Origin of the sequence: Devosia sp. Root635, assembly GCF_001427605.1 — a bacterium.
Classification (GTDB): Bacteria; Pseudomonadota; Alphaproteobacteria; order Rhizobiales; family Devosiaceae; genus Devosia.
Genome location: NZ_LMGZ01000020.1, coordinates 1 through 26,202, shown reverse-complemented (window position 1 = coordinate 26,202; position 26,202 = coordinate 1). Strand labels below are relative to the sequence as shown.

General features: G+C 64.6%; 23 protein-coding genes and 1 tRNA gene. 7 read left to right on the top strand and 17 right to left on the bottom strand.

Annotation, left to right across the window (positions count from 1 at the left end; translation table 11 throughout):
* From ASD80_RS13110 to ASD80_RS13080, 7 genes are all read right to left on the bottom strand, one after another.
* Window positions 1-1,062, bottom strand: a complete 1,062-nt coding sequence (locus ASD80_RS13110; RefSeq protein WP_056233558.1) for an ABC transporter ATP-binding protein — start codon at window positions 1,060-1,062, stop codon at window positions 1-3.
* Window positions 1,059-1,886, bottom strand: coding sequence for a carbohydrate ABC transporter permease (locus tag ASD80_RS13105; protein ID WP_056233555.1), 828 nt, complete (start codon window positions 1,884-1,886; stop codon window positions 1,059-1,061). Before ASD80_RS13105 ends, ASD80_RS13110 begins: the two co-directional genes overlap by 4 nt.
* Window positions 1,883-2,785, bottom strand: coding sequence for a carbohydrate ABC transporter permease (locus ASD80_RS13100; RefSeq protein WP_056233553.1), 903 nt, complete (start codon window positions 2,783-2,785; stop codon window positions 1,883-1,885). Before ASD80_RS13100 ends, ASD80_RS13105 begins: the two co-directional genes overlap by 4 nt.
* 67 nt (window positions 2,786-2,852) lie before the next feature.
* Window positions 2,853-4,079 carry an ABC transporter substrate-binding protein gene (locus ASD80_RS13095; RefSeq protein ID WP_082555270.1) on the bottom strand — a complete coding sequence of 409 codons (1,227 nt, stop codon included), beginning with the start codon at window positions 4,077-4,079 and terminating at the stop codon, window positions 2,853-2,855.
* Between the two features lie 108 nt (window positions 4,080-4,187).
* On the bottom strand, window positions 4,188-5,243 hold the full coding sequence (locus tag ASD80_RS13090) for a LacI family DNA-binding transcriptional regulator (protein WP_056233548.1): 1,056 nt from the start codon (window positions 5,241-5,243) through the stop codon (window positions 4,188-4,190).
* A gap of 60 nt (window positions 5,244-5,303) precedes the next feature.
* Window positions 5,304-6,206: a sugar phosphate isomerase/epimerase family protein gene (locus ASD80_RS13085; RefSeq protein ID WP_056233918.1), complete on the bottom strand. Its 903-nt coding sequence runs from the start codon at window positions 6,204-6,206 to the stop codon at window positions 5,304-5,306.
* 11 nt (window positions 6,207-6,217) lie between these two features.
* Entirely contained in the window at window positions 6,218-7,252 is a 1,035-nt protein-coding gene (locus ASD80_RS13080) for a Gfo/Idh/MocA family protein (protein ID WP_056233546.1), read from the bottom strand.
* Window positions 7,253-7,419: 167 nt separating this feature from the next.
* On the opposite strand from ASD80_RS13080, the gene ASD80_RS13075 reads away from it, so the two are divergent.
* A complete protein-coding gene (locus tag ASD80_RS13075; protein ID WP_056233544.1) occupies window positions 7,420-8,457 on the top strand; it encodes a LacI family DNA-binding transcriptional regulator in 1,038 nt (345 codons plus the stop codon).
* A 25-nt stretch (window positions 8,458-8,482) separates the two neighbouring features.
* Here ASD80_RS13075 and ASD80_RS13070 read toward each other — a convergent pair whose 3' ends face one another.
* The 6 genes from ASD80_RS13070 to ASD80_RS13045 are packed head-to-tail and all read right to left on the bottom strand — an operon-like array spanning window position 8,483 to window position 15,017.
* Window positions 8,483-9,382, bottom strand: a complete 900-nt coding sequence (locus tag ASD80_RS13070; RefSeq protein WP_056233542.1) for a carbohydrate kinase family protein — start codon at window positions 9,380-9,382, stop codon at window positions 8,483-8,485.
* The gene (locus ASD80_RS13065) at window positions 9,379-10,446 is read right to left on the bottom strand and encodes an ABC transporter ATP-binding protein (RefSeq protein WP_056233541.1); all 1,068 of its coding nucleotides are present in this window, start codon (window positions 10,444-10,446) and stop codon (window positions 9,379-9,381) included. Before ASD80_RS13065 ends, ASD80_RS13070 begins: the two co-directional genes overlap by 4 nt.
* Complete coding sequence (gene argH / locus ASD80_RS13060) at window positions 10,446-11,954, bottom strand: argininosuccinate lyase (RefSeq protein ID WP_056233539.1); 1,509 nt, start codon at window positions 11,952-11,954, stop codon at window positions 10,446-10,448. Before argH ends, ASD80_RS13065 begins: the two co-directional genes overlap by 1 nt.
* Window positions 11,955-11,957: 3 nt before the next feature.
* Complete coding sequence (locus tag ASD80_RS13055) at window positions 11,958-12,818, bottom strand: carbohydrate ABC transporter permease (protein WP_056233536.1); 861 nt, start codon at window positions 12,816-12,818, stop codon at window positions 11,958-11,960.
* Between the two features lies 1 nt (window position 12,819).
* Window positions 12,820-13,755, bottom strand: a complete 936-nt coding sequence (locus ASD80_RS13050) for a carbohydrate ABC transporter permease (RefSeq protein ID WP_056233534.1) — start codon at window positions 13,753-13,755, stop codon at window positions 12,820-12,822.
* An 8-nt stretch (window positions 13,756-13,763) separates the two neighbouring features.
* Entirely contained in the window at window positions 13,764-15,017 is a 1,254-nt protein-coding gene (locus ASD80_RS13045) for an extracellular solute-binding protein (RefSeq protein WP_056233532.1), read from the bottom strand.
* 176 nt (window positions 15,018-15,193) lie between these two features.
* On the opposite strand from ASD80_RS13045, the gene ASD80_RS13040 reads away from it, so the two are divergent.
* Window positions 15,194-16,438: an ROK family transcriptional regulator gene (locus ASD80_RS13040; protein ID WP_056233530.1), complete on the top strand. Its 1,245-nt coding sequence runs from the start codon at window positions 15,194-15,196 to the stop codon at window positions 16,436-16,438.
* 9 nt (window positions 16,439-16,447) lie between these two features.
* Window positions 16,448-18,802 (top strand): PIG-L family deacetylase, encoded by a 2,355-nt coding sequence (locus ASD80_RS13035; RefSeq protein ID WP_056233528.1) that lies wholly within the window; start codon window positions 16,448-16,450, stop codon window positions 18,800-18,802.
* A 23-nt stretch (window positions 18,803-18,825) separates the two neighbouring features.
* Here the strand turns inward: ASD80_RS13035 and ASD80_RS13030 are convergent.
* Window positions 18,826-18,915: transfer RNA gene (locus tag ASD80_RS13030), tRNA-Ser, on the bottom strand.
* A 244-nt stretch (window positions 18,916-19,159) separates the two neighbouring features.
* Between ASD80_RS13030 and ASD80_RS13025 the strand changes: the two genes are divergently transcribed.
* The 3 genes from ASD80_RS13025 (at window position 19,160) to ASD80_RS13015 (ending at window position 20,677) form a co-directional block, all read left to right on the top strand.
* A complete protein-coding gene (locus tag ASD80_RS13025) occupies window positions 19,160-19,483 on the top strand; it encodes a hypothetical protein (RefSeq protein WP_056233526.1) in 324 nt (107 codons plus the stop codon).
* Window positions 19,484-19,540: 57 nt separating this feature from the next.
* Window positions 19,541-20,197 (top strand): peptide-methionine (S)-S-oxide reductase MsrA, encoded by a 657-nt coding sequence (gene msrA / locus ASD80_RS13020; protein ID WP_056233523.1) that lies wholly within the window; start codon window positions 19,541-19,543, stop codon window positions 20,195-20,197.
* 135 nt (window positions 20,198-20,332) lie between these two features.
* Window positions 20,333-20,677, top strand: a complete 345-nt coding sequence (locus tag ASD80_RS13015) for an MmcQ/YjbR family DNA-binding protein (protein ID WP_156460445.1) — start codon at window positions 20,333-20,335, stop codon at window positions 20,675-20,677.
* 196 nt (window positions 20,678-20,873) lie between these two features.
* Here the strand turns inward: ASD80_RS13015 and ASD80_RS13010 are convergent, their stop codons facing one another.
* A complete protein-coding gene (locus ASD80_RS13010) occupies window positions 20,874-22,655 on the bottom strand; it encodes a hypothetical protein (RefSeq protein ID WP_056233518.1) in 1,782 nt (593 codons plus the stop codon).
* Between the two features lie 428 nt (window positions 22,656-23,083).
* Here ASD80_RS13010 and ASD80_RS13005 point away from each other — a divergent pair, with 428 nt between their 5' ends.
* Entirely contained in the window at window positions 23,084-24,508 is a 1,425-nt protein-coding gene (locus ASD80_RS13005; RefSeq protein ID WP_056233515.1) for an MFS transporter, read from the top strand.
* 219 nt (window positions 24,509-24,727) lie between these two features.
* Here ASD80_RS13005 and ASD80_RS13000 read toward each other — a convergent pair whose 3' ends face one another.
* Together ASD80_RS13000 and ASD80_RS12995 are read right to left on the bottom strand one after the other, a co-directional pair.
* Window positions 24,728-25,363, bottom strand: a complete 636-nt coding sequence (locus tag ASD80_RS13000) for a peroxiredoxin (RefSeq protein ID WP_056233512.1) — start codon at window positions 25,361-25,363, stop codon at window positions 24,728-24,730.
* Between the two features lie 157 nt (window positions 25,364-25,520).
* Window positions 25,521-26,015, bottom strand: coding sequence for a CreA family protein (locus ASD80_RS12995; protein WP_056233509.1), 495 nt, complete (start codon window positions 26,013-26,015; stop codon window positions 25,521-25,523).
* Window positions 26,016-26,202 lie beyond the last annotated feature (187 nt).

The window sequence follows — 26,202 nt, the reverse complement described above, 5'->3', positions numbered from 1 at the left end:
CTAGATCCTGGCGCTGGTTTCGGGATCGAAGAGGTGGATACGGGCCGGGTCGATTTCGAGGCCGACGCGGTCGCCGGGCCTGAGGTCTGCCCGTTCGCTCTGCACCAGTTGCAGGGCCCCGTCGGCCGAAGCCAGGTAGGTGGCCGAGCCGGTGGATTCGATGGTCCCGACCTCGAGGTGAAAGCTGGCCGGCCCTTGCGCCATGCGCAGATGCTCGGGCCGCATGCCGGCAATGACCGCCTGGCCCGGTGCTGCCGGGGATGCGAGCGGGATGCGGTCTGCGCCATAGCCGTCGAGCGTCAGGCCCTGTCCGTCGGGGGTGACGGTGGCCGGCAGGAAGTTCATGGCGGGCGAGCCGATGAAGCCGGCAACGAAGCGGTTGACGGGCTTGTCGTAAAGATCGAGCGGCCGGCCCTGTTGCTCGATGACGCCGTCGCGCATCACCACGACCCAATCCGCCATGGTCATGGCCTCGATCTGATCGTGCGTCACATAGACCGAGGTGGCGCCCAACCGGTCGTGCAGGGCACGAATTTCCTTGCGCATCTGCACGCGCAGGGCCGCGTCGAGGTTGGACAGCGGCTCGTCGAACAGGAAGGCCTTGGGGTTGCGGATGATGGCGCGGCCCATGGCCACGCGCTGGCGCTGGCCGCCGGAGAGCTGCCTCGGGTAGCGCCCGAGCAGTTGCGACAGCCCGATCGTGGCCGCGACCTCGCCGGCCTTCAGCCGGGCCTCTGCCTTGCCCACGCCATGCAGCCGCAGCGAATAGGTAAGGTTCTCCTCCACCGTCATATGCGGGTAGAGCGCGTAGGACTGGAACACCATGGCCACATCGCGCCGCCGCGGCGGCACGCCGGTCATGTTCTGGCCGGCAATGGCTATGTCGCCAGAGGTGATGGTCTCGAGGCCGGCGATCGAGCGCAGCAGAGTGGACTTGCCGCAACCCGAGGGTCCGACCAGCGCGACGAAAGTGCCCTTTTCAATGGTGAGTCTGACGCCTTTGAGGGCATGAAAACTGCCATAGTATTTGTCGATGTTGCGCAGTTCGATCTGGGCGGTCATTTGAGGGCTCCCGAGGTCAGGCCGGCGACGATGCGCCGCTGCAGGATGACGAAGGCGGCCAGAATGGGCGTCACATAGATCGCCGCATAGGCCATGATGGAGTTCCAGTCGGTCGAATTGGGCCCGAGAAAGCCCGACAGGCCGACACTGGCGGGCTGCAGGTTCGGATCCTGGATGATCGACTTGGAGTAGATGTATTCGCCGAACGAACTCATGAAGGTGAGGATTGCGCAGACGAGAATGCCATTGCGCGCCAGTGGCAAGACGATGGTGAAGAACGCGCCGACGCGGGAATTGCCATCGACCAGCGCGGCTTCCTCCAACTCGCGCGGCACGCTCATGAAGGTGGCGCGCACCAGCACGACGAAGAAGGGCATGGCCTTGGCCGCCGCCGCCAGCACCACCGCCGTCCGCGGATAGCTCAAAAGTCCGACCTGATTGAAGCCAACAAACAGCGGCGTCACCATCACCGAGGCCGGAAGGACCTGCAGCATCAGCACGCAGAACAGGCCGATATCGATCCAGACATTGCGGTAGCGCGCCAGCACATAAGCGCAACCGGTGCCCAGGATCACGGTGATCGCCGTGACACCGGCGGCAATGATCACCGAATTGCTGAGGAAAACGGGCATGTTGCGACGGGCCCACACCGCGGGATAAACGCCCGGATCGGGTGCCACCGGCCAGAAAGTGGGCGGATTGGCGAAGATTTCCGAGCTGCCCTTGAGGCTGGTGACATACATCCAATAGAGCGGGAACAGGTAGACGGCGGCCAGCGCCAGGGCGACGAGCAGCAGCAGCCAGGGGGTATAGGGCCGGGTCATCCGCGCACCTCGTGGCGGGTGGAGCGCACATAGACGATCGAGGCGAACAGCACGAGCACGAACATCATTACCGAGACGGTGGCGCCCTTGGCGAAGTCATAGAGCTGGAAGCTCAACTGCCAGGACCAGTAGCCGGCCACATTGGAGGTATTGGCCGGGCCGCCCTCGGTGAGCGCGGGGAACAGGTCGAATTGCTGCAGCGTGCCGATGAGGCCCAGCGACAGCACGGCGCCGATGGTCGAACGCATCATCGGCAGGGTGATGGTCCAGAAACGCTGGAAGGCATTGGCGCCATCGAGCTCGGCCGCTTCGTAGAGATCGCGCGGAATGGCGGCGAGGCCGACCGAAAGCAGCAGCATGTTGAAAGCCAGGCCCAGCCAGATATTGGCGATGATGACGGCCCAGATGGAAAAGTTCGGATCGGACTTCCAGAAGACATTGGCCTGGATAATGCCGAGGCTCTTGAGGATGACGTTTAGCACGCCGAAATCACCGGCGAGGATCCAGCTCCAGATGGCGCCGACCACCAGGCCCGGCATGACCCAGGACACCAGGAACAGGCCGCGAATGGTGGCGGCGCCAGGAAATTTCTGGGCGAAGAACAGCGCCAGCGCGAAGCCGAGCACGAATTGTCCGGTCATCGAGCCGAAGACGAAGATCAGCGTGTTGCGCGTCACCAGCCAGAATTCGGGCTGCCGCACCACGGCGACATAGTTGTCGAAGCCGACAAAGGGCCGGAACAGCACGCCCAGGGTGAACATATCCACCTGCTGGAAGCTCATCAGCACATTGTAGAGCAAAGGCGCACCGGCCAGAGCGAGCAGGAAAAGCAGGGCTGCGCCGACCAGCAGGACATCAAATCCCACCCCGTCGCGCAGGGCGTTGAAAAATCGCGACACCGGACCTCTCCATGCGCTTGAATGAAAAGTCCGGCCGGAGCGAACCCCGGCCGGTCAGTCGGGAGGACTAGTTGAAGATGGTGTCGATGGTGGCCTGGGCCTGGTTCAAGGCGTCCATCGAGGACATCTGACCGGTCAGGGCCTGCTGCATCGCGTCGTAAATGGCCTTGGAAATCTTCTGCCATTCCGGGTGGGGACCACGCGGGCGGGCATACTGGAGCTGTTCCTGGAACACCTTGAGCGCGGCATCCTTTTTCTCGACGCCGGTCACCGGCAGCGCGATATCGCCGCGGGCCGGCAGGTTGCCGAATTCGGGGAACAGGCGATCTTCCTGGCTCACGTAATATTCGAGCAGGCGGAAGGCCTCATCGGGATGCTGGGTGGTGGACATGATGCCCCAGTTGAATCCACCCAGGGCCGATGAGCGCTCGCCGCCCTCGGTGATGGTGGGCAGCAGCGCCACGCCCCAGTCGAACTTGGCATCCTCGACCATGCGGTCGATTTCCCAGGGGCCCGATATGGCCATGGCGGCATTGCCGGCATTGAAAGTGCCGGTGGAGTCCCACTGACCCAGGCTCAGCACATCGCGCGAGGCCCAGCCGTTGTCGATCATCTGCTTCCACAGATCGAGTACTTCGGCCGCGCCCTCGGTATTGACCTTGTTGGCGTCGCCCCCGGACATCTGGATGATCGGCAGGAACTGGAAGGTGCCCTCCTCGCCAGCGCGGGCGGAGAAGGTGGCGCCATAGACATTGTTGGCCGGGTCCGTGAGCTTTTCGGCATAGTCCACCACCTGGGCCCAGGTGGTGGGCGGCTCGGTGAGGCCGGCGGCGGCAAACATGTCCTTGTTGTAGAAGATGCCGATCGTGTCGGTATATTTGGGCAGGCCGAAGAGCTTGCCGTCCCAGGTGACCGAGTTCAGCGGGCCCTGGAAATACTCGGCCTTGCTGACGATGTCGGAATTGGCGACGCGGTCGGTGATGTCGAGCATGGCGCCGCGCGACGAAAACAGGGCGAAGTCCGGATTGTCGAAGGAGACGATATCGGGGGCATTGCCGGTGGCAAAGGCGCGCAAAGTCTCGTTCACCAGTTCGTCGAACGGGATATAGCGGTACTCGACCACGATATCGTCGTTGGCGTCGTCGAATTCCTTGGAGAAGGTATCGGCGATGCCGGGGCGGTCATTGCCATCGATGGACCATACCTTGAGCGTTACCTGTGCATAGGCCGGGGCCGCTGCGACCAATGCGCCGACAGCGAGACCGGCCAATAGACCGAGCTTAACAAACTGCATTATATCCTCCCTTGCGGCCCTCGGGCCGCGATCCATGCCGCTTGGGTTCCTCTTCCCTTGCGGCCTTTCCTCGCTGCTGCGGGCGGTTGCACGCCTGCAGCAGCACCCTCAAACCTCCTGAAGCGCCTCTCCCTTGTTGCGCGGGGCGAGAGCATCGCCGCCGCAGGATTGGCGCACCACGAGCTTGCATGGCAGCTTGCGGACGCCCGGTTCGACCGGCTTGCCCTCGGCAAGCTCCAGGATCAGGCGTCCGGCCTCGCGGCCAAGTTCCTTGAGATTCATGTCCACGGTGGTCAGCGGCGGCCGCGTCGCGGCAGCCACGATTTCCCAATTGTCGAAGCCGACGACCGAAACATCCTCCGGCACGGCCACGCCGCGTTCGCGCAGCGCATCGACCACGCCGCGGGCGATCTGGTCGTTGCCGCAGAAAATGGCGTCGGGGCGGGTTGCGTCCGACGACCAGAATTGCGCCACAGCCTCGTGGCCCCAGGCTTCGGACCAAGGTCCATAGACAATTGCAGCGTCCGCCCCGGCCACCGCGCTGAAGGCGCGGGCACGCGCCGTTACCGAGGCGAAGCTCTGCGGGCCAGTCACATGCGCAAGGCGTCGCCGTCCCCGGCCCAGCAGCCACTCGGTCGCCTGGCGCGCACCCTGTTCATCATCGGAAACCAGGGTAACGGCGTCGTCCGGCCCTTCGGTAAAGGCATAGACGACAGGCACTTGCAGGCCCGAAAGGTCAACCGGCAGGCGTCGGTCGATGCGCTTGCCCGTGGCGATGATGCCGTCGACCTGCTTGTCGAGCATGGCGTCGACATGGAGGGCGGCCAGCGCGGCGTCGTCCTCGATGCCACACAGGAAGACCGACACGCCGTGATCCACCAGCGCCTCGTTGATGCCGGCCATGACCGGCAGCGTGAAGCGGCCATAGGTATCGTTGGTCAGCAGGCCGATGGTGAAGCTGCGCTGCTGGGTGAGGGCCCGCGCCATGGCGTTGGGGCGGAAGCCCAGTGCCGCCGCAGTCTGCTTGACCCGCTGGCGAGTCGCGTCGGTCATGCGGCCCGTGTCGTTGAGAGCCTTTGAGGCCGTGGCAACGCTGACGCCGGCGACGCGGGCGACGTCGTAGATGCGAATGCGTTCTGCCTTGGCCACGTCGGCGTACCTCAAAGGAAAACCCTTTTCTCACGCTTGATAAAACGGTTTCTCACGACTCGTCAATAGTCATACTTATCCGGCTATGGCCACATGGTCGCCACCACGAGCATGCTTGAGATGGTTCAGCGCATGAACCTGCCCGGTCATTTCCAGCGCGTCGCGATAGACCGGATCGTGCCAGCCCTCGATATCGATCGAGCCCGACCAGCCGGCCAGGCGCAGCTCTGAAATGATGTCCGTCCAGTTGCTGTCACCAAAGCCGGGCGTCCGCATGAAGACGAATTTTTCCTTGCCGAAGACGCCATGCTCGCGGATCACCTCCCAGCGGATGGTGGCGTCCTTGCCATGCACGTGGAAGAATTTGTGGGCCCACTTCCGAATCTGCGGCAGCGGATCGATGAGATAGACCATCTGGTGACAGGGCTCCCATTCGAGCCCGATATTGTCATCCGGCGTCTCGTTGAACATCAGTTCCCAGGCGTCGGGATTGTGCGCGATATTCCAGTCGCCGGTCTGCCAGTTGCCGTCCATGGCGCAGTTTTCGAAAGCAATCGTGACGCCCTTGTCGGCGGCGCGCCTGGCCAGTTCGGACCAGACTTTCCTATATTGCGGCAGGCTGTCAGTCAGCGGCTTGTTGCGAATGCGGCCGGTAAAGCCGGCGACGCAGGTGGCGCCGAAGTGATGGGCATTGTCGATGCAGTCCTTCCAGCCCTGCAGGGTCTGGCGATCCAGCTCCTGGTCTTCCAGCGGATTTCCGAACATGCCCAGGGTTGAAATGGTGATGTCGCGATTGCCGATGGCTTCTAGGCTGCGCTTGCCCAGCTCGGCCAGATCCTGCCCGTTGGTGGTCTGCCAGAAGAAGGGCTCGAAGCTCTCGAAGCCCAGATCGGCGATGGCCGCGATATTGTCGGCGGCCTTGCCTGACGTAGCCTGGATCATGGTGCCGATGCGGATGGACTTGGCGGGGTCGGTCACGTGAAATTCCTTCAAACTGCAATAGGGACGCGCTGGCCGGTGCGCGCGCTGTCGATGGCGGCAAAGACCATGGCGAGGCTGTTGATATTGTCGCTGCCGGCGGTCTCGGGGGATCGCCCGGTTTCGATGGCGTCGAGAAAGTCGGCGATGACGCTGGCATGGCCATGCGTCTGGTCGGCATCGGCGGGTGGCGGCACCTCGATGGGCTTGAGGTCGCGGAAGAAGCCGGTGTCACCATCGACGATGCGGGCTTCGAAATGGTCCTCGCCATCCCAGAGCAGGGTGCCCTTGCTGCCGGTGATGCGCCAGGCGCTCTCCCAACTTGTATTGGCGCCCTCGGCGCACCAGGAGCCGCGATAGTTGAAGACGACATCGTCCTCGAATTCGAAAATGGCGTTGGCGGCTGCGCCCTGGCGATACCACGAGCCGCGCGGATTGGTTTCGAGACAGTAGACGGCCCTGGGCCTCTTGCCGGCCATGAAGCGAGCCGCGTCCAACGTATGGATGGCCATGTCCAGTAGCAGCACGTGGTCCATGTCCTCGCGGAAGCCGCCGAAATGGGCGCCTATGAAGAAATCGCAGTTAAGGCCGGTGAGCTCACCCAGCGCGCCGCTGTCGATGAGCCGGCGAATGCGGCGGACACCGGCGACGAAGCGACGGTTCTGTACAACGGCATGCAGGCGACCGGCGGCGGCGGCCTGGGCAATCATCGCCCTGCCCTCGTCGATACTGGCCGCCATGGGTTTTTCGCTGAGGACGTGGCAGCCATGGCGCAGGCCGCTTTCCACCACGCCGGCACGTGCGCCGGGGACAACGACGTCGAACAGCAGGTCAGGCCCGGTCTGGGTAAGGATCGCGTCGAGATCGGTGCCGATGGGGATGCCGGCGAGGCCGAACTCGGCCGCCCGCGCCTCGGCCGTGGCGCGATCGAGATCGACCAACCCGACCACCTGCACCCTGCCTGCCAGCAGGGGATGGGTGGCAATGGCGGTCAGCCAGCCCCTGGACATGCTGCCGCAACCGGCCAAAACTGCCGTGAATGCCAAAGCAATCCTCCCTCTGGACTTCGGCGTGTCCTTGCCGTCTTGTGCGGCATCGTGAAACGCAGTCCCGTAAACGTTTACGACGCTATTGTTTCGCCATTGGATGTGTCAATGGGGATTCGTAAACGTTTACGACTCGCACGGACTGCTGGGGGAAACTTCGGGAAAACATGACTGGCATCAGACGCCTGGCGCAGCAGCTCAATGTGTCTATCGGCACAGTTTCGCGCGCGCTGAACGGCAAGCCCGACGTGAACGAGGAGACCCGCCGGCGCGTCGTGGAGGCCGCGGCGGCGATCGGCTATGTGCCCAACCAGGCCGGGCGCTCGCTGCGCAAGGGGTCGACCGGCGTCGTCGGCTTCATGATGCAGACCGGTCCGCAGATCACCGGCGAGGGCGACGTGTTCTTCATGAGCGTGTTCGACGGCGTGCAGACGGTGTTTGCCCGGCACCAACTCGACCTGGTTGCCCTGCTGTGCTCGTCTGAAGAGGATCCCGAGGCCTATATGCAGCGCGTGGTGGCGCGGGGCTTCGCCGATGCGCTGATCATCTCCGCCACCAAAAGGGTGGACCATCGCATCGACTTCATTTCCAGCCGCAAGATTCCATTCATCGCCCTGGGGCGGTCGGAAACCGATGCGGGTCATCCCTGGCTCGACCTCGATTTCGAAGGGATGGCCGAGGTCGGCGTGTCCCGGCTGATCGCCAAGGGGCACCGACGGATCGGCGTCTTCGCGCCGCGCGACGACACCAATCTCGGCTTCGTCTTCGTCGACGCCTACCGCAAGGTGCTGGAACGGCACGGCATCGGCTTCGACGCCAATATGGTCTTCCGCGCACCCCCCAATGAACGGGGCGGGCATCAGATCGCCCATGCGATAGCCGCCATGCCGGCAGATCGACGCCCGACCGGTTTCGTGCTCACCAACGAGGTCATGTGCGTCGGCTTCTACAATGGCCTGCACGAGGTCGGCCTCGTCCCCGGAAAGACCTTCGCCATTATCGGCCGCGACAGCCCTCAGGCCCATTACCTGGTGCCCAAGCTGACCTGTTTCCGGCTGTCGCTGCGCGACCTGGGCATCACCCTGGCCGAAAGCCTGCTGGCCACCATGCCGGCCTATGCGGAAGCCTATCCGCTTGGAGTCGTTCGCAAGGTCGTCCCGCTGGAACTGGTACCTGGTGACAGCGACATGGCTTTGCCCGGGTGAGCCGGCAGATCGGCCGCTGATGGTGCTAAGCCGCGCCGGATTGCAGCGCCGCCGTGCCGCCCACAGCCTGGACCGACAGGCTGCCTGCCATGATCGCGGCGTCGAGGCACAGCTCGGCCCTGAGCCCGTCGAGCCAGGCATCCAGCAGGCCGGCATTGAAGGCATCCCCAGCGCCAGTAGTGTCGACCACCGTGACCGAGGGCGCCGGCCTGGCGAAACGCCATCCGCCGACGCTCAGCATCGCGCCGTCTGGCCCGAGCTTGATGGCGACAACCGGGAAGGCGTCCTCCAATATGGCGATGGCGTCCTCGACCGTGCCGGTGCCGGTGATGGCCAGGGCTTCCTCGGCATTGGGCAGGAAGACGTCGACCCCGGCGCATGCGGCCAGCAAAGCCGGCTGGCGGATCAACGTTTCGTCCCAGCTCGGATCGAGCGACACGGTCAGTCCGCCAGCCTTGGCGCGCTGCACCAGGTCGGCGCATTCCGCCAGCGTCGCGAACTCGGCAATATGCAGATGGCACGCCTGATCCCAATCCAGCGCAGCGCCATAGTCGCGCGGCAATGCCTGCCCGGCCCGGCGCGACAGGAAGGCGCGATCGCTGGCGTGGGCCATGACGACGGTCACCTGCGGCCCCGCATCGGCCTGGCGCTCGACGAACCGCAGATCGACGCCGCTGGCCACCAATTGGCTTTCCAGCATCATGGACAGCGGGTCGGTGCCAAAACGCGACAGCAGCGCCGAAGGCCGCCGATGCGCGGCAATATGGGTAGCGGCGATGAAAGCGCCACCGCCCAGCACCGGCACCATGGCCTCGGCAAAAACCTCGGCCCCGAGACGCGGCATGTCTTGCAGCCCCGTGAACACCAGGTCGCAATAAATCCTGCCGGCGCTGATGATGCCGCGCCGGCCCTGCGGAATGGTCATAGCCGGCCCAGGCTCTGCTCGGTTGCGGCATCGAACAGGTAGAGCGAACCCGGCGGCGCCGCCGCGGTGATCGTGCCGCCGACCTTGGGGACCAGCTTGCCGGGCGCCGTGGCGATGACTTCGGTCCCCGCGATATCCAGATGCACCAGGGTCTCGGAACCCAGCGGCTCGACCGCGGTAACGGCGCCGGAAAGTGACAGGCCGGGCGCACCGGCTTCGCCGACCACCAGATCGTGCGGCCGCACGCCGATCAGCACATCGCCGATGGCGCGTCCCGACTCGAGGCCGGCGACCGTGGCGCCGGTCGCGGTCAGCGTGTTGCCCGCCGCCTTGCCCGGCACCAGGTTCATCGAGGGGCTGCCGATGAACCGCGCGGTGAACACGTCCACCGGATTTTCGTAGAGGTCCGTCGGAGTGCCAACCTGCAGAATCCGCCCGTCGCGCATCACCACGATCTTGTCGGCCATGGTCATGGCTTCAATCTGATCGTGGGTGACATAGACGATGGTTGTTCCCAACCGCTGATGTAGCCGCTTGATCTCGATCCGCATCTGCGCCCGCAATTGCGCGTCTAGATTGCTCAGGGGCTCATCGAACAGGAACGCCACTGGATCGCGCACCATGGCCCGGCCGATGGCAACGCGCTGGCGCTGTCCGCCCGACAGTTCCGCCGGCCGGCGCTTGAGCAAATCCTCCATGCCCAGGATTTTCGCTGTGGCGAGGATACGCTGGTCCTTTTCGGCCTTGCTCAGCCTGGCGGTGTAGAGCCCGAAGCCGATATTCTGCCCCACGCTCAAATGGGGATAGATGGCATAGTTCTGGAACACCATGGCGATGTTGCGTTGCTTGGGTTCGCGTTCATTGACCACTTCGCCGCCGATGCGCAGCGTGCCGTCGGTAATGTCCTCCAGCCCCGCGATCATGCGCAAGGTCGTTGACTTGCCACAGCCCGAGGGACCGACGAGAACCACGAATTCGCCATCGGCGATATCCAGGTCGATGCCATGCACCGCCATGGTCTTGCCGTAGCTTTTGACCAGCCCCTGCAGTTCGATATTTGCCATCAGGCCGCTCCCATCAGGGCAGAGAATTTGCGTTCAAGCTCATCGGCGGCAGCGGCTTGCCCATCGGCATGTTGCCGCATGCGCGCTGCAAAAGCGGCGGCCTTGTCGCGGTAACCGGCAATCGCCGCACCGAGAGGCGCCGGCGCCGGGCCACCCAGGCGGTCGCGTACCGCCACGAAGTGCTCGGGCGAGACCAGCTCGGCAAAGAGCGCCGCGTCGATTGCCGGCCGGCGGCCGGTCGCCGCCGCGAACGCCGCCACAAACGGGGCAAATCCATCCACCGGCAGATCGCCATCCATGGCCACCACGGCCCTGGCCACCGCCGCGGCGATCTCGTGCCCCTCGCGGAACGATAATCCCTCGCGCCGCACCAGGCTGTCGGCCAGCTCGGTAATGGTGATGCAGGAGCGGCGGATATTGTTGGCCACCCGCGCCGGATCGATACGGATCTGCGCCATCACCGCAGCCAGCAGGTCGAGCACCCGACCGGCGCTGTCGAACGCCTCGTAGCCCATGGCCTGGGTCTCGCCTTCGCTGTCGTTCATGTCGGTGAAGGGCGTGTTGTGCATCACGTCCAGCATGGCTCGCGCCCGCCCGAACGTCTGGCTGGCGAGCAGGCGGAGATGCTCGATCGGCACCGGATTGCGCTTTTGCGGCATGATCGAGGATATCTGCACCAGGGCGTTGGGCACATAGACCTGCCCCACCTCGAAGCTGGTCCAGAACTGCAAATCCTGGATCGGCCGACCGAGATGGAGGAACAGCAGCTCGATGGCGCCGTAGGTGGAGGTGACATAATCCACCGCCGCGATGCAGCTATAGGAATTCTGCAGCGGCGCGGCAAAGCCCAGCAATTGCGCGACGCGCGCCCGGTCGATGGGAAAGCCCGAGGTGGTGATCGCCGCGGCGCCCATCGGCGACAGGTCGACGATGGCGCGGGCTTCGAACAAGCGCTCGATGTCGCGGCCCAGCACTTCGATGACCGCCGCCAGATAGTGTCCGAAGGTCGTCGGCTGCGCCGGCTGGCCATGCGTATAGGCCACGATCAACGTCGCCTTTTCCCGCTCGGCGGCCGCGATCAGCGTATCGCAAAGCGCTATGGCCTTGCCCAGCAGCAGGTCGAGCCGCGTTTTCAGTCCCAGCTTGAACAGGGTGTGATCGATATCGTTGCGCGAGCGCGCCGTATGCAGCCGCCCGCCCAGGTCCGGACCCAGCCGCGCCTTGAGTTCCTTCTCGATGAGAAAGAAGAAATCCTCCACCTCGCCGGTATAGACCAGCTTGGCCGGGTCGACTTCGGCATCGATGGCTTGCAGCGCCCTGGCGATCTTGCCGGCCGAGGCGGCATCGAGGATGCCGGTCTCGACCAACATCACCAGATGCGCCCGGTCGATGGCGCGAAAACCGTCGACATGATGAGCCCTGGCCCCATCGAAAAGTGGGCGCAGCACCGTGTCCTTGTAGACTGGATCGGGAAAGGCGCTGCTGTCGCTCGAATGCGGATCGCTCATGGTCTAGCCCTTCAGCCCGGCCAGCATCACGCCGCGCACGATGAAGCGCTGCAGCACCAGGAACACGACCAGCGTGGGGATCGTCGCCAGGGCCGCCCCGGTCATGATCATTTCCCAGCGCGTGTCCTGCGCGTCCGAAAAGCTCGATAGACCCACCGGCAGCGTATAGAGCTCACGGCTGGTCGTGACGATCAGCGGCCAGAAAAACGCCGTCCAGTTGCCAAGGAAGGTGAAGATCGCCAAGGCGGACAGGGCCGGCGCCACCAGGGGCATCGCCACCTTCCACCAGATCTGGAACTCGTTGAGCCCGTCGATGCGCGCCGCTTCGAGAAAGTCGTCCGGCACAGTCTCGAAGAACTGTTTCATCAGGAAGGTGCCAAAGGCCGTCATCATGCCGGGGAACATGATGCCCCAATAGCTGTCGAGCCAGTGCAGTTGCGCGCTCATCAGATACCAGGGGATCACCAGCATTTCGGTGGGGATCATCAGGGTGGAGAGGATCGCGAGGAAGATGAAATAGCGGCCGCGGAACTCGAATTTGGCCAGCGTGTAGCCCACCATGGAATCGAAGAACAGGTTGGAGAGCGTCACGGTGATGGCAATGAAGCTGGAATTGAGGAACCAGCGCATGAAATTGCCGTCCGACAATACCTTGACGTAGTTGTCGAAGCTCGGCGCCGCCGGGATCAGCCGCAGGTCATAGACCTGGCTGGCCGTCTTGAGCGAGGTCGAGAACATGTAGAGGATGGGCGTGATCATCAACAGGCCGCCCAGCAGCAGTACAGTCCAGATCAGGATCTGGCCGGGCCGGATGCGGCCGAACTTCAAGGGCGGGCGGGCGGCGTCGGGGGCAAGGGCGGTCATCTCAGCGGCTCCTCAACACCCAGAGTTGCAGCAGGGAAACGATCAGCAGGATGGTAAACAGCACCACCGTCTGCGCCGCGGCATAGCCCATGTCGAAGGACGAGAAGGCGGTCTGGTAGATCATCAGCACGATCGGCTTGGTCGAGCCCAGCGGCCCGCCCGGATCGTTGCTGGTCATGTTGTAGACCTGGTCGAAGATGCGGAGGAACCCGATCGAGGAGAACACGACCAGGAATACCGTGGTCGGCTTGAGCAGCGGCAGCGTGATCTTGCGCAGGATCGCGCCCTCGCCCAGCCCGTCGATGCGCGCCGCCTCGTAAAAGGTCTGCGGAATGGCGCGCAGCCCGGCAAGGAAAATGATCACCTGGAATCCCAGCCCGGCCCAGATCGCCGTGACCATGATGGCCGGCAAGGCCTGCGTCGTGGACTTGAGGAAAGCCTGTTGCGGAATGCCGAACTGCGCCAGCAGCCCGTTGATCAGCCCGATGGGTACGGGCTGGTAAATCCAGCGCCACACCCAGGCCAATGCCGCGGCCGTGGTGAGGAACGGCAGGAAATACAGCGCCCGGATAAAGCCGTGCATGAAGCGGACACGATCAAGGTAATAGGCAACGGCGAAGGCCACCACCAGGCTCACCGGCGCGCCGATGATGAGATAGGTGAAGGTGTTGCGAAATACCTTCCAGAATGCCGGATCGTGGATCAGCTTGTCGTAGTTTTCCAACCCGACGAACTGGGCCGGCTTGAGGATGTCCCAGTCGGTGAATGAAATCCAGAAGGCCTGGAAGGTCGGATAGAACCGGATCCAGCCATAGAAAATGATGGGCAGGGCGAGAAACGCCCAAGCCCAGATGACGCGTTTGGTGCGGATCGGGAACCGGTCCCAGACGCGGCCTTTGGGGGCCGCGTCGCTGAGGGTTGCGCCTTGCGTCACGATGAGGCCGGTTACTTCGTCGCGTCGTCGATGATGGCCTGCTCGGCGGCTGCCGCCTCGGCCACCGAATCGGCGGGCGACTGGCCCTCGAGCAGCACGCGGTTGGCCATGTCGATGGCAACCTGGCGCTGGCCGGCCTCGTCGACGAACTGCGTCGTCTGTGCATAATCCAGTGCCTTGAGGAAGGGCGCCAGGACCGGATCGGCCAGGTTCGTATCGGTCAGCGCGGCTTCCTTGCGGGCCGGCAATTCGCCGACGACCTCAAGCCAGATCTGCATCGCCTCGGGCGAGGAGACATAGGCCAGGAACTTCTCGGCGGCGGCGAGTTCTTCGCCCTGCGCCGAGGAACCGATGCCATTGGCAAAGTAGCTGGCATAGTTGGAACGCAGCCCGTCGGCATTGGCCGGCAGCTCGGTGACGCCCCATTCGAACTGGTCGATGGTCCGGAACGAGCCGAGCCGGAACGTGCCGTCGATGGTCATGGCCGCCATGCCGCCGCGGAACGCCGCCTGCCCTTCATCCATGAAGCCGGTCTGGCCCACCTTCTGCTCGGTCTGCAGGTCGGTGTAGAATTTCAGCGCCTCGACGCCGCCCTTCTCGCCATAGGTCACCGTGCGATAGTCATCGCTATAGGGCACGCCGCCGAACTGGCGGGTCAGGACTTCGCGCCACCACTGGTGATCCTGCCCGGCCATGTCGAGCGTGATGCCTTCGGAGATCAGATTGCCGGCATCGTCATGCTTGGCGGTCGCCACTGCAGCGGCAACCAGCTCGTCCAGCGTCTGGGGCGGCTTGGCGGGGTCCAGCCCGGCTTCCTCGAACAGCTTCTTGTTGTAGAACAGCGCCAGCGAGCGCACCGCGGTCGGCAGGCCGTAATAGTCGTCGCCGCGCTTCATCGCCGTCACGATCGGGAAGAAGTCGGCTTCGATCTGGTCATGGGGGAATGCGGTGGTCGACAGGGGCTGCAGCACGCCGCCGCTCTGGAACTTGTCGAGCCAGCCGTAGAAGAGCTGCAGCACGTCCGGACCCTGCCCCGCCGCCTTGGCCGCGATCACCCGCGTCTGGTAATCGTCATAGGGAAAAGTCGTCTGCTTGACCGTGATATCGGGATTGGCCGCCTCGAAATTAGCGATCAACTGATCCATCGCCGCGACGCGGGTGTCGTAGGCATATTGCCAGTATTCGATCTCCACGGCCTGGGCCGCGCCCAGCGTGAGCAGACTGATCCCGGCCGCAAGGCCGGCAAGCATGAACCGATTGCGCATCGTAACCTCCTGATGGTCCGCCACGCGACATTCCTGCCGGCGTATGAACGGACAAACTCCCTGTTTCGAGACCAGCCATGGCCACGCCTCAAGCCTCGCAGCACATCTGGCGCGGCCAAACTTGTCAATACAATAATCTACTTGAGTTATTCTGACGCCAGAAATAGCCTTCCGCCATGGAGCGGGATTTAAGCAAACGCGAAAGATCGGGGGCGCGTGGGAGCCTCGCCATCGGCAGCAATCCCGAGCGCAACCGGCTGCATAACCGGCGTGTCGTGCTCGATGTGGTGCGCAGCCAGGGCCATCTCGGACGCACCGAAATCGCCCGCCGCGCCCATCTGACGCCGCAGGCAGTGACCAATATCGTCGATGAACTGGTGGCGGAAAACCTGCTGATCCAGCTCGGCCGGCTGCGTTCGGGCCGCGGGCAGCCACCCATCCAGTTCGCCGTCAATCCCGACGGGCCGATGACCGCCGGCATCGAAATCGCCGCCGACCATATCGGCCTTGTGCTGCTCGATCTCAGCGGCCGGGTACGCGCCCAATCGGTGCGGCCGGTCGCCGATACCAGCCCCGCCGGAATTCTTGCCGACCTGCGGGAGGCCGTGGATGGCCTGCGCCAATCGGTGCCCGGCATCGCCGTCAACCTGCTTGGGGTCGGCGTGGTGATGCCCGGTCCATTTGAGATCGAGGGAATGAGTTCGGTCGGCCCTGCCACCCTGCCCGGCTGGGACGGGCTGGACGCCAGGACCCTCGCCTCCGAAGCCATCGGCGAAGCGGTCGAGATCGAAAACGACGCCACTGCCGCCGCCGTGGGCGAACGGCTTTATGGTGCGGGCCGGGATTTTGCCAATTTCGGCTTCGTCTATTTTGGCGTCGGCCTGGGATTGGGCATCATCCAGGAGGGTCGCCCCCTGCGCGGCGCCTTCGGCAATGCCGGCGAAATCGGCCACTTCGTCGTTACCCCGCGCAACCGGCAGGCGCTTTACGGCCCTGACGGCGCGCTGGAGAATTTCGCCTCGCTTTACGCCCTGCGCGAAAAGCTGGCCGCCGCCGGTATCGTGGCGGGTGATGTGGCGGACCTGCAGGTTCTGCATGACGCGGGCAATCCGGTGCTGCTCGACTGGATCGCCGAAGCCGCCGACTATCTCGCGCCGACGGTCGCCGCGCTGGAAAACCTGCTCGATCCGCAAACCATCATCTTTGGCGGCGCGCTGCCCGACTCGGTGATCGACGCCATCATCGCGGCGCTCGATCCCATGCCGGTCTCTGTCGCCACGCGCCGCGTGCGCACCGCCCCGCGCGTCATTCGCGGCCAGACCGGGCAATTGACCGCGGCGCTCGGGGCTGCTGCATTGCCCATGCTCGAAACCGTGACCCCCCGGCTGCATCTCGCGCCCGGCCTGCCGACCACGCCGTAAGGACAGACCATGTTGACCGCCCGCGAGCGCCTTGCCCGCCAGAAATCCCGCCCCCTGCTGATCGAGCTGCACCGGGCGCTCAGCCGGCTGACCTCGACGCTGACGGTGATGAATACCGGGGCGCATCCCGATGACGAGCAATCGGGCATGCTGGCGGCCATGCGCTTCGGCTATGGCATGCACGTCATCGTCGCCTGCTCGACGCGCGGCGAAGGCGGCCAGAATGGGCTGGGGCCCGAACGGGGCGGCGCGTTGGGCGTCATGCGCACGCGCGAGATGGAAGAGGCCGCCCGTACGCTGGACGCCGATATCGTCTGGCTTGGCCATGGTCCCGACGATCCGGTGCATGATTTCGGCTTCTCCAAGAACGGCGCCGATACGCTGGCGCGCTGGGGCCAGGACCGCATCATCGAGCGCCTGGTCGTCGCCTATCGCCGCGACCGGCCCGATATCGTCATTCCGACCTTCCTCGACGTGCCGGGACAGCATGGCCACCACCGCGCCATGACCGAAGCGGCCGAAGCCGCCATCGTCCTGGCCGCGGACCCCAGCTATTTGACACCGGGCCTGGGCCCCTGGTCGGTCGGCAAATATTATCTGCCCGCCTGGCCGGGCGGCGGCGATACCTATGACGACGAGGTGCCCCCACCCAATGCCAGCGTGCGGGTCGTCGCGCCTGGTATCGACATGCCCACCGGTGCGGCGTTCAGCGAGATTGGGGAATGGTCGCGTGCTTTCCACGCCAGCCAGGGCATGGGCCGCTGGAAAGTTGCGCCCACCACCGAATGGCCGCTGCATCTCAAACTTGGCCCCGCCGGTGCCGAGACCGATATCCGCCAGAACCTGCCCGCAACGCTGGGCGAACTTGCCGAAAGCCTGAGCGGTCCGGCGGCCAGAGCGCTCCGCGCCGCGCAGGAAGGCATCGATGGGGCACTCGAAGCCTTCCCCGATAGAGCGGCCATCACCGACGCCCTCATTACCGCCGCGACCGCGCTTGACGGCATTCCAGACCTCGAGGAAATCCACACCCACCGCATCCAGCGCAAACTGACCGAGATCGATGCCGCCTTGCTGCTGACCGCCGGCATCGCGCCGATCGCCTGGGCCGAGCCCAATCGGGCGGCTCCCGGTGAAAAGGCAACGCTGAGCGTCGCCTATGGGACGCATGCCGTCTCGGCTGCCCCGATAGTCCGTGGTCCGCTGCATGTCGGCTCTGCAGCGTTCGTCGATGGCGTTGCGCGCTATCCGGTTGCCGTCAATTCCGAAGCGCCGTTGAGCAGCCTCTATCCGCCGGGATTTTCCAGCCTGGGCGGTAATGGCGAACTGAGCGTCGCCATCGAGACCACTATTGCCGGCCGCGTCGTTCGCGTCACGATCGACCTGGAGGAGCCATTTTCCATCGGCCCGGCCCAGTCGGTGCAGTTGCTGCCCGAAGCGGTCATCCTGCCGTCGGGCGAGCCCGGCCGTCCCCTGCCGATCGCCATTCGCTCGCAATCGTCCATTGCCAATGCCACGTTGATCGTACCGACCGCATGGGGTGCGGTTCGCACCGAAACCGGCGTCACCGTCAGCCCGCCGCCGAAGCTGCCCGACGGTCTTTATCGCCTGCCCCTGATGATCGACAGGCGCCTGGCCTATCGCCAAACCACGATCGACTATCCCCATATCGGCCGCAGCCAGTTTCTGGCGCCGCAGGCGCTCAATGTGCTGGCGCTCGACCTGAAACGTCCCGCCGATACAAGCATCGGCTATGTCGGCGGCGGCAGCGATCGCGTCGGGTTCTGGCTGGGCGCCATGGGATTCGACGTCGCCGATCTCGACGCCGACGATCTGGCCGGAGACCTGTCCAAATTCACCACCATCGTTGTCGGCACGTTCGCCTTCGGCGTTCGCCCCGACCTTGCCGCCGCCACCGGCAAATTGCGCGCCTGGGTCGAGGCCGGCGGTCATCTGCTTACGCTCTATCATCGCCCCTCCGACGGCTGGGCGCCCGAAGCCACCCCGCCACGCCGCGTGGTGATCGGCAGCCCATCGCTGCGCTGGCGCGTCACCAATCCGGAAGCGCCGGTCACCATCCTCGCGCCCAACCATAAACTATTGACCGGACCCAATAAAATCGGCCCCGACGACTGGGCCGGCTGGAACAAGGAGCGCGGCCTCTACTTCGCGGCCGATTGGGACGCGGCCTACGAGCCGCTGCTGTCATTGCATGATGCCGGTGAGAAGCCGCTGAAGGGGGCGTTGATCTCGGCGCCGGTCGGCAAGGGCCGCCATACCCATAGCGGGCTCGTGCTGCATCATCAGCTCGACCACCTGGTCCCCGGCGCATTCCGCCTGATGGCCAACCTGGTGCAGCCTGCATAAATCCAAATATAATCAAGGAGTTATGGCGGAGAGAAAGGGATTCGAACCCTTGAGACGGTTCCCCGCCTACACACTTTCCAGGCGTGCGCCTTCGACCACTCGGCCATCTCTCCGCATCGCCTTATCCCCGGGCTGGAAACGCCGGAGGGGCCGGCCGGTTGGCCGACGCGAGCGAGGCGCAATATACTTATCAACGCCCCGGGCGCAAGGGATCACGACACCGGGATGACGATTGTTTTTGCGCAGAAGCATTCCCACCTTGTGAGCGGGCCGCCCGACATGGCACAAAGAAATTGTGCACGGGGCGGAACGGGTAGGCCAGCCTCAACTTATCCCCGGTAAGCACAGGGAATGTGGATGCGGCTCGTCTTACGAATTACAGGCACCTGGCTGATCGGCCTGGCGCTGGTTCTGCTTGTTATCGATGGCACCAGATCGCTGGGCGCCAATAGCCTGGTCTATACCAGCCTGGCGGATCTGTGGACGCAGGTCCATCCGCCCAGCCTGGCGGCGGTCGCCGCGTTCTTCGAGAGCCGGTTCTTTGCCGACCTGCTCGATGCGGCGCTCAAGGCGGTGCTGGACTATCCCGCCTTTGCCGTGTTCGGCGTGCCGGGAATCGTGCTGGCGCTGGCCGGGCGCAAACCGCGCCGCGAGCGCTATCTGCGCGCCGACCAGATTTGACGGCGCCTGTAACCCAGGCGACCGATGCTGCGAATGAGGCAGTGAAAGGAGACAGACATGTTCTTCAAAGCCAAGCCCACCACCATTCCCGATGCCAGCGAGGCCCTGCCCGGCCGTGCGACGGAAATGGCTGTGGCCAATGAGCATTTCGTCAATGGCGCGGCGCTGAAAGGCCCCTATCCCCAGGGTGCCGAGACCATCTATTTCGGCCTTGGCTGCTTCTGGGGCGCCGAACGGCTGTTCTGGCAAATGCCGGGCGTGATCGTGACCGCCGTGGGCTACCAGGGCGGTTCCACCGCCAATCCCAGCTATGAGGAAGTCTGCTCGGGCCGTACTGGCCACACCGAGGCGGTCAAGGTGGTCTATGACCCCAGCAAGGTCAGCCTCGACACACTGCTCAAGACGTTCTGGGAAGAACATGACCCGACCCAGGGCATGCGGCAGGGCAATGACGTGGGCACGCAGTATCGCTCGGCCATCTATACGACGACGCCCGAACAGGCGGCGGCGGTCGAAAAGAGCCGAGCGGCCTATCAGGCGGCGCTGAACAGCCGGGGCCTCGGGGCCATCACCACCGAGATATCCCCGGCCGGGGACTTCTTCTACGCCGAGACTTATCACCAGCAATACCTGGCCAAGAATCCGAACGGCTATTGCGGTTTGCAGGGGACCGGCGTGTCCTGCCCGATCGGGTTGGGTGTCGCCGCCGAATAGAGAAAACGGGGGCCGATCCGGTTCACGGACCGGCCCTTTTCGTTAGCAGACTGTTAACGTTGAGCGTCACAGGTCGGTTAAGCTCCGACCGAAAAATCGGGCCCACTTTTGCTGGAAACGCTCTACCCTCCCATCATGACGAGACCTGGCTTCGAAGCGTTCATCCTGACGCTGCCGCAGGCAACATTGGTGCGCCAGTGGCGCGACGACTCGGTCGCCAAGATCGGCGGCAAGGTCTTTGCGCTGCTCGATCGCGATCCGGGCGAGGTGTGGCTCAAGGCTTCCGATATGGCCTATGAACTGCTGACCGAACTGAAGGGGGTGCGGCCGGCGCCCTATTTCGCGCGGGCGGGGTGGGTGGCGATCTCGGTGGCAAGCCCGCTGAGCGGGGATGAGGTGGAGGCCTATCTGCGGGAGGCGCATCGCATCGTGGCGGGGAAGCTGACGCGGAAGGTGTGGGCGGAACTGGGGTTGGGCTAGGGTATGAACCTGGCGGGCGTTCAGCCCGATATCGCGGCTCCCAACACCCCCTCCCAACCTCCCCCCGTCAAGGGGGAGGAGCCGCGCTGTGGACGTGGCGGGCTCGTGCCAGCCCATATGCGATAGCCTTGCTTGTGGAGCATCAGCTTACCTGATGTGTTGGAACCGGGCACCAATTGTAAACAGTGCCCTCCGTCTATTCCGGCAGAACTGCGAAAACCTGCAATGTGGCGCCGGGGAGGCTCACATCCTGCAGCCAGTCCGGCAGGTCGCCCCTGGCGTAGAGGTTAGCGAAACTGTCGTCGGCGCGGCTGGGCAGGCCCTTGAGCTCAGCCATGGCGGGGCAGAGGACGACGAGGCCGATGCCCCGGTTATCGAGAATGGCGCGGGCGTCGGCGATGGGGTCGTTGAAGAAACGAAAGGCGTCGCGCACGCCCTGCTGGTTGCGGTGGTAGGGCGCGGCGACGACTTCGTGCGGGGTATAGAGCAGCAGATGAGCGCCCAGATCGATGGGCGTCATCACCCGCTCGGGCGGGATTGCGGCAAGGTCGGCGAAGGCCGATGGCAGCAGGCAGGGCTCCTTGCCGGCGCGGGCCTCGGCCATCTGCTGGGGGCGGCCGGGCACGACATTGACCAGGGCCATTACCAGCAGCGACAGCACGACGCCGGAAAAGGCCAGCCAGCTCAGCACCAGGCCGGCAATGGTGCCGATGCGCGGCCTGGACAGATAGCGCCGGCGGGCGGTGACGATGAGCCAGGCGGCCGCCGGCATGGCCGGCATGATGGCGAGGCGCGCACCGCGTATCTGGATCAGCATGACCAGGGCGGTGCAGACGAGAAACAGCAGCAAAGCCGCCCATTCGGCGCGCTGTTCGCGGACGGTCCACAGGCGCCAGACCACGACCACGCTGGCCAGCAAAGCGGGTAGCCCGACAGCGACCGCGTAGGCCGGCAGTTCGGTAATGGTGGTGAACCAGGGGCGGGCCTCGATGATGGTGGCGATCCAGTTGGCCTGGAGCCATGGATCGAGTTCGCCATAGGGACCGTGGAGACATTGCGGATAGACCAGGGCAACCGTGCCCATGCCGATGCCGGCGAGGACGGCGAGCAGGGCCAGGCGCTGCCAGGGGGTGCGGACGGGGACGAGGCTGGCCAGGGTGAAGACCAGGGCGACGACCAGCGCCACCGCGACATAGACCGGCGAGAGCACGTCGCAGGCCGCTTCGAGCCAGCGCGATGGCGGCCGGAAAATGGCGAGATGGACCATAGCGCTGCCGGCGAAGGCCAACCCGAAATTGCGCATGGTGCGGGCCTGGGCCGGATCGGCGACGAAAGCCAGGCCCATCACCAGGATGGCGGCGGCAATGGTGGGCAGCGATTCCGTGGCGATGGCCAGGGCACTAGCGGCGAAAAAGCCGCAGAGCAGGGCAAAGCGCGGGCGGCGGATGGCTTCTATGCCGGCCCAGATGAGCGCCAACGTCAGCAGGATGACGACATTGTGGTGATCGACCCGGCCGGGGGTGAACTCGGCGGTGATGGCGGGGCTCAGCACCGGCAGGACCAAGGCCGGCAGCACGCCGTCGGGTCCGACAAGACGCTGGGCCAGCAATGCGCTGAGCCAGAGCAGCAGGGCAAGCAGCAGCAGTGGCCAGGCATAGCCGGCGGCAACCAGCGCCTGATCGACCCCCAGCAGCGGGGTGAATACCATGACCAGCAGCGCCAGCGGCAGGTCGATCAACCGCGACCAGTGCAGCTCGGCGCCGAAGGGCGTGTTGAGGCGATGGGCCGTCAGATCGTACCAGGGCTGGCCGGCGAGGAAATCGCGGACCATGACCATGCGCATGGCGTCGTCGGTATCGGCGAAGAAGGGCAGATCGGCGTGACCGACCAGCGTGCGAACGACCAGGATCGTGGCGGCCGCGGCGCAGACGAGGGCAACGACGCGAAGATCGGGGCGGGAGAGGGGAGCGGCGGTCAAGCGGAGGGTCCTGCGCTGGGATGGCGGCAGGATGGACCGGGGCGGTTAAGATGGGGTGGAGGGGGACTATGCCGCCCACCCTCCCCCTTGAGGGGAGCGTAGCGAAGCTAGGCCGGTAGGCGATAGCGTAGCCAGGGAGGGGGTGTCGTGGGCGCCAAAAACTCTGGGATCGTGGAGCGCTCGACACCCCCACCCTGCTCGATTCAACGGACTTAGCGAAGGGCTAAGTCCTATCTCGTTTCCCTCCCCTCATGGGGGAGGGAAGACCCGCTGGGCGTGGAACTCACCACACTACCGGCGACGGCCTGACTGAGAGCCGAGCTCCGCCTCACATTCCGCTCGCATCCCGCCTGCTCAAGGATTAAGCAATTGCCTTTGCGTCGCGCCTAATATACCAAGCATATGCTTTTTTAATTCCGAGTTTTGTCATGACCGATTCCGTTGAAGGCAACTGGGCCGAAATTTTCACGCCGCGCTACGCGACCGTGACGCTGATCCTGTGCCTGGGCGTGGCGCTGCTGGCGTTCAACGCCTTCCTGGCGTCGATCTCGCTGCCGACGGCGGTGCAGGAAATGGGCGGGGTGGCGCTGATTTCCTGGGCGTTGACGCTGTTCCTGGTGTTTGCCATTGTCGGCGGCTCGGGCGCGGCCCTGCTCAAGCAAAGGCTTGGCGCCCGCACGGCTTTGCTGATCTCGGCCGGCATTTTCCTCGCCGGCACGGTGGTTGCGGCCAGTGCTGCGTCGATGGAACAGGTGCTGGTGGGGCGGGCGCTGCAGGGGCTGGGCGAGGGCGTGGTTTCGGCGATCTGCTTTGCGCTGATCCCGGAACTGTTTCCGTCGCGGCTGGTGCCCAAGGTGTTCGGACTGCAGGCGATGATCTGGGCCGTTGCGGCCTTTGGCGGGCCGGCGGCAGCCGGGTTGCTGACCGAACTGGTGTCGTGGCGCGCCGCCTTCCTCGTCAATGTGCCGCTGGTGCTGATCTTTGCCGCCATGGTGGTGGTGAAGGTGCCGGCGCATTCGCCGCAGGATCGCAAGGTCGTCAGCTTTCCGGGATTGCGGCTGCTGACCATCGGCGCCGCGATCATGCTGGTGGCGCTGGCGGGACTGGCGCAGCCATTGCCGGCGGGCGGCCTGCTGGCCGGCGCGGGACTGCTGCTGGTTGGTGTGGTCTGGCTCGATGGGCGCAGCCGCGACCGGCTGATGCCATCCGATGCCTTCCGGCCGGTATCGGTGGTGGGCACGGGATTGTGGATGGTGCTGCTGATCAATATCGCGGGGGCGGGCTCGGCGGTCTATCTGGTGCTGGTGGTACAGGAAATGTGGGGCTATGGCCCGACCGCGGCAGGCGCCATTGCCGCCGTGCTCGCCGTGGCCTGGAGCATTTCGGCCGTAACGGTGGCCAATGTGCGGAGCAAGGAGACGCGCAAGACGCTGATCCGGTCGGGGCCGGCGATGATCGCGGTGGGGCTGGTGCTGGACCTGATCGGATTGCAGATGGACCAGGTCGCCATCGTGGTGGTGGGCCAATTGGTGATCGGCGCGGGCTTTGGCACCTGCAACGGCTATCTCAACCTCACCATGATGGAAGCGGCGAGCGACGCGGAACGCGACCGCACCTCGGCGCTGATGCCGACGACGCAATCGGCGGGCAATGCCATCGGTGCGGCGCTGGCGGGCGTGGCGGCCAATTCAGCGGGCATGGCGGCGGCGATTTCGGCGGTGGAGGTGAAGCTGGCCGTGGTGCCGGTCTATGCGCTGGGTGCGGCGATGGCGGCGCTGGCCTTTGTCGCAGCTTGGCGGATGGTGGGGATGATCCGGCCGCAGGACGTCAATTCGAACTTCGCGGCGGGGTAGGGTTTGAGGGTGCGCGGGCAGCACCAAGCCTTTCCGTCTATCGTCGTCACCCGGCTTTTCCGGGTGATCCACCTTTCAGCGTGTGCGGAGATGTGAATTGCCCGGACAAGCCGGGCAATGACGATGGAGGGGGCCTTGCCCGAGGGGCGGTGACAAAGAAAAAGGGCGGTGGGATGAACCACCGCCCAGTTTTGTCAGGGAGAAAACGGGGTCCGCGTATTATGCGCGGGGCTGGGGAACAATGCGCAGATAGGGCTTGGGTTCCTTCCAGCCATTGGGGAACTTTTCCTTGGCGGCTTCGGTCGACAGGGAACTGGAGATGATGACATCCTCGCCATTCTTCCAGTTGACCGGGGTGGCCACCGAATGGTTGGCGGTGAGCTGCAGGCTGTCGATGACGCGCAGCACTTCATCGAAATTGCGGCCGGTGGAGGCCGGATATTCGATCTTGAGCTTGACCTTCTTGTCCGGGCCGATGACGAAGACCGAACGCACGGTCAGCGAATTGTCGGCATTGGGATGGATCATGTCATAGAGGCGGGCGACTTCGCCCTTGGTGTCGGCGAGCAGCGGGAAATTCAGCGCCGTGCCCTGGGTTTCCTCGATGTCCCTGGCCCAGCCGCCGTGATCCTCGAGCTTGTCGACGGAAAGGCCCAGCACCTTGACGCCGCGCTTGTCGAATTCGGGCTTCAGCTTGGCGGTATAGCCCAATTCGGTAGTGCAGACCGGGGTGAAATTCTTGGGGTGGCTGAACAGCACCGCCCAGGACCCATCGATATAGTCGTAGAAGTGGATGGGGCCTTCGGTGGAGTCGGCGGTGAAATCGGGGGCGGTATCGCCAATGAGAATTGCCATGCTATTTCCTCTGGGGCCGCAACGGCCCTTACTCGCTTGAAACAGAATATCGTACTCCCACCCGCGCATTGAAGCGGCCGGAAGCGAAATCCTTTTATGTTTTGGGCAACGGAAGCGCCATGATGTTCCAAGGGCGCGCGCTGCGGCAGCAAAGCCCTCAGGGCGTGGGCGCGCCGTTGCTCCAGGTGACCTGCTCGCCATTGAGCGGAATGACCGACAGACTCATCTTGCCCGAGCCCTGCTGGATTTCGCGGGCATGGGCCAGGTAGACCAGCGCATTGTTGTCGGCGTCATAGACGCGGGTGACGCGCAGCGACTTCCAGATCAGCGAGCGGCCCTCCTTGAAGATTTCCTCGCCGCCGGCGCGGGTATTGATATCGCCGATGGTAATGGGGCCGGTGACCGAGCAATCGAGCGCCGAATAGGAGGGATCCTCGAACCAGTTGCCCTGGCTGATGCGATCGATGAAGGAGCGGTTGAAATAGGCCAGGTGGCAGGTGACGCCATCGACTTCGGGATCGGCCACCGCATCGATGGAAATGTCATTGCCGGTCCAATCGACCCCGACATTGCCCACTTCGCGGCTGTCGCCACAGGCGGCAAGGGTGACGGCGACGGCGGCGGTCATGGCGATGGCGGCGAGGCGGTTCATGGGCGGCTCCCTGGTTGCGGGAATTAGATGGGATGTTTGGGGGCGAGTGCAATGGGCGGGTACAAATGAGCCTCATCCTCGGTCGTCATCCTCGGGCTTGTATCGACGAAATCTGATTAAGATGTCCCGGGAGGCGGCCGCACCCGCGCTCCCGGGCAGACATCGACCGTCCTCGGGCAGGCCTTAT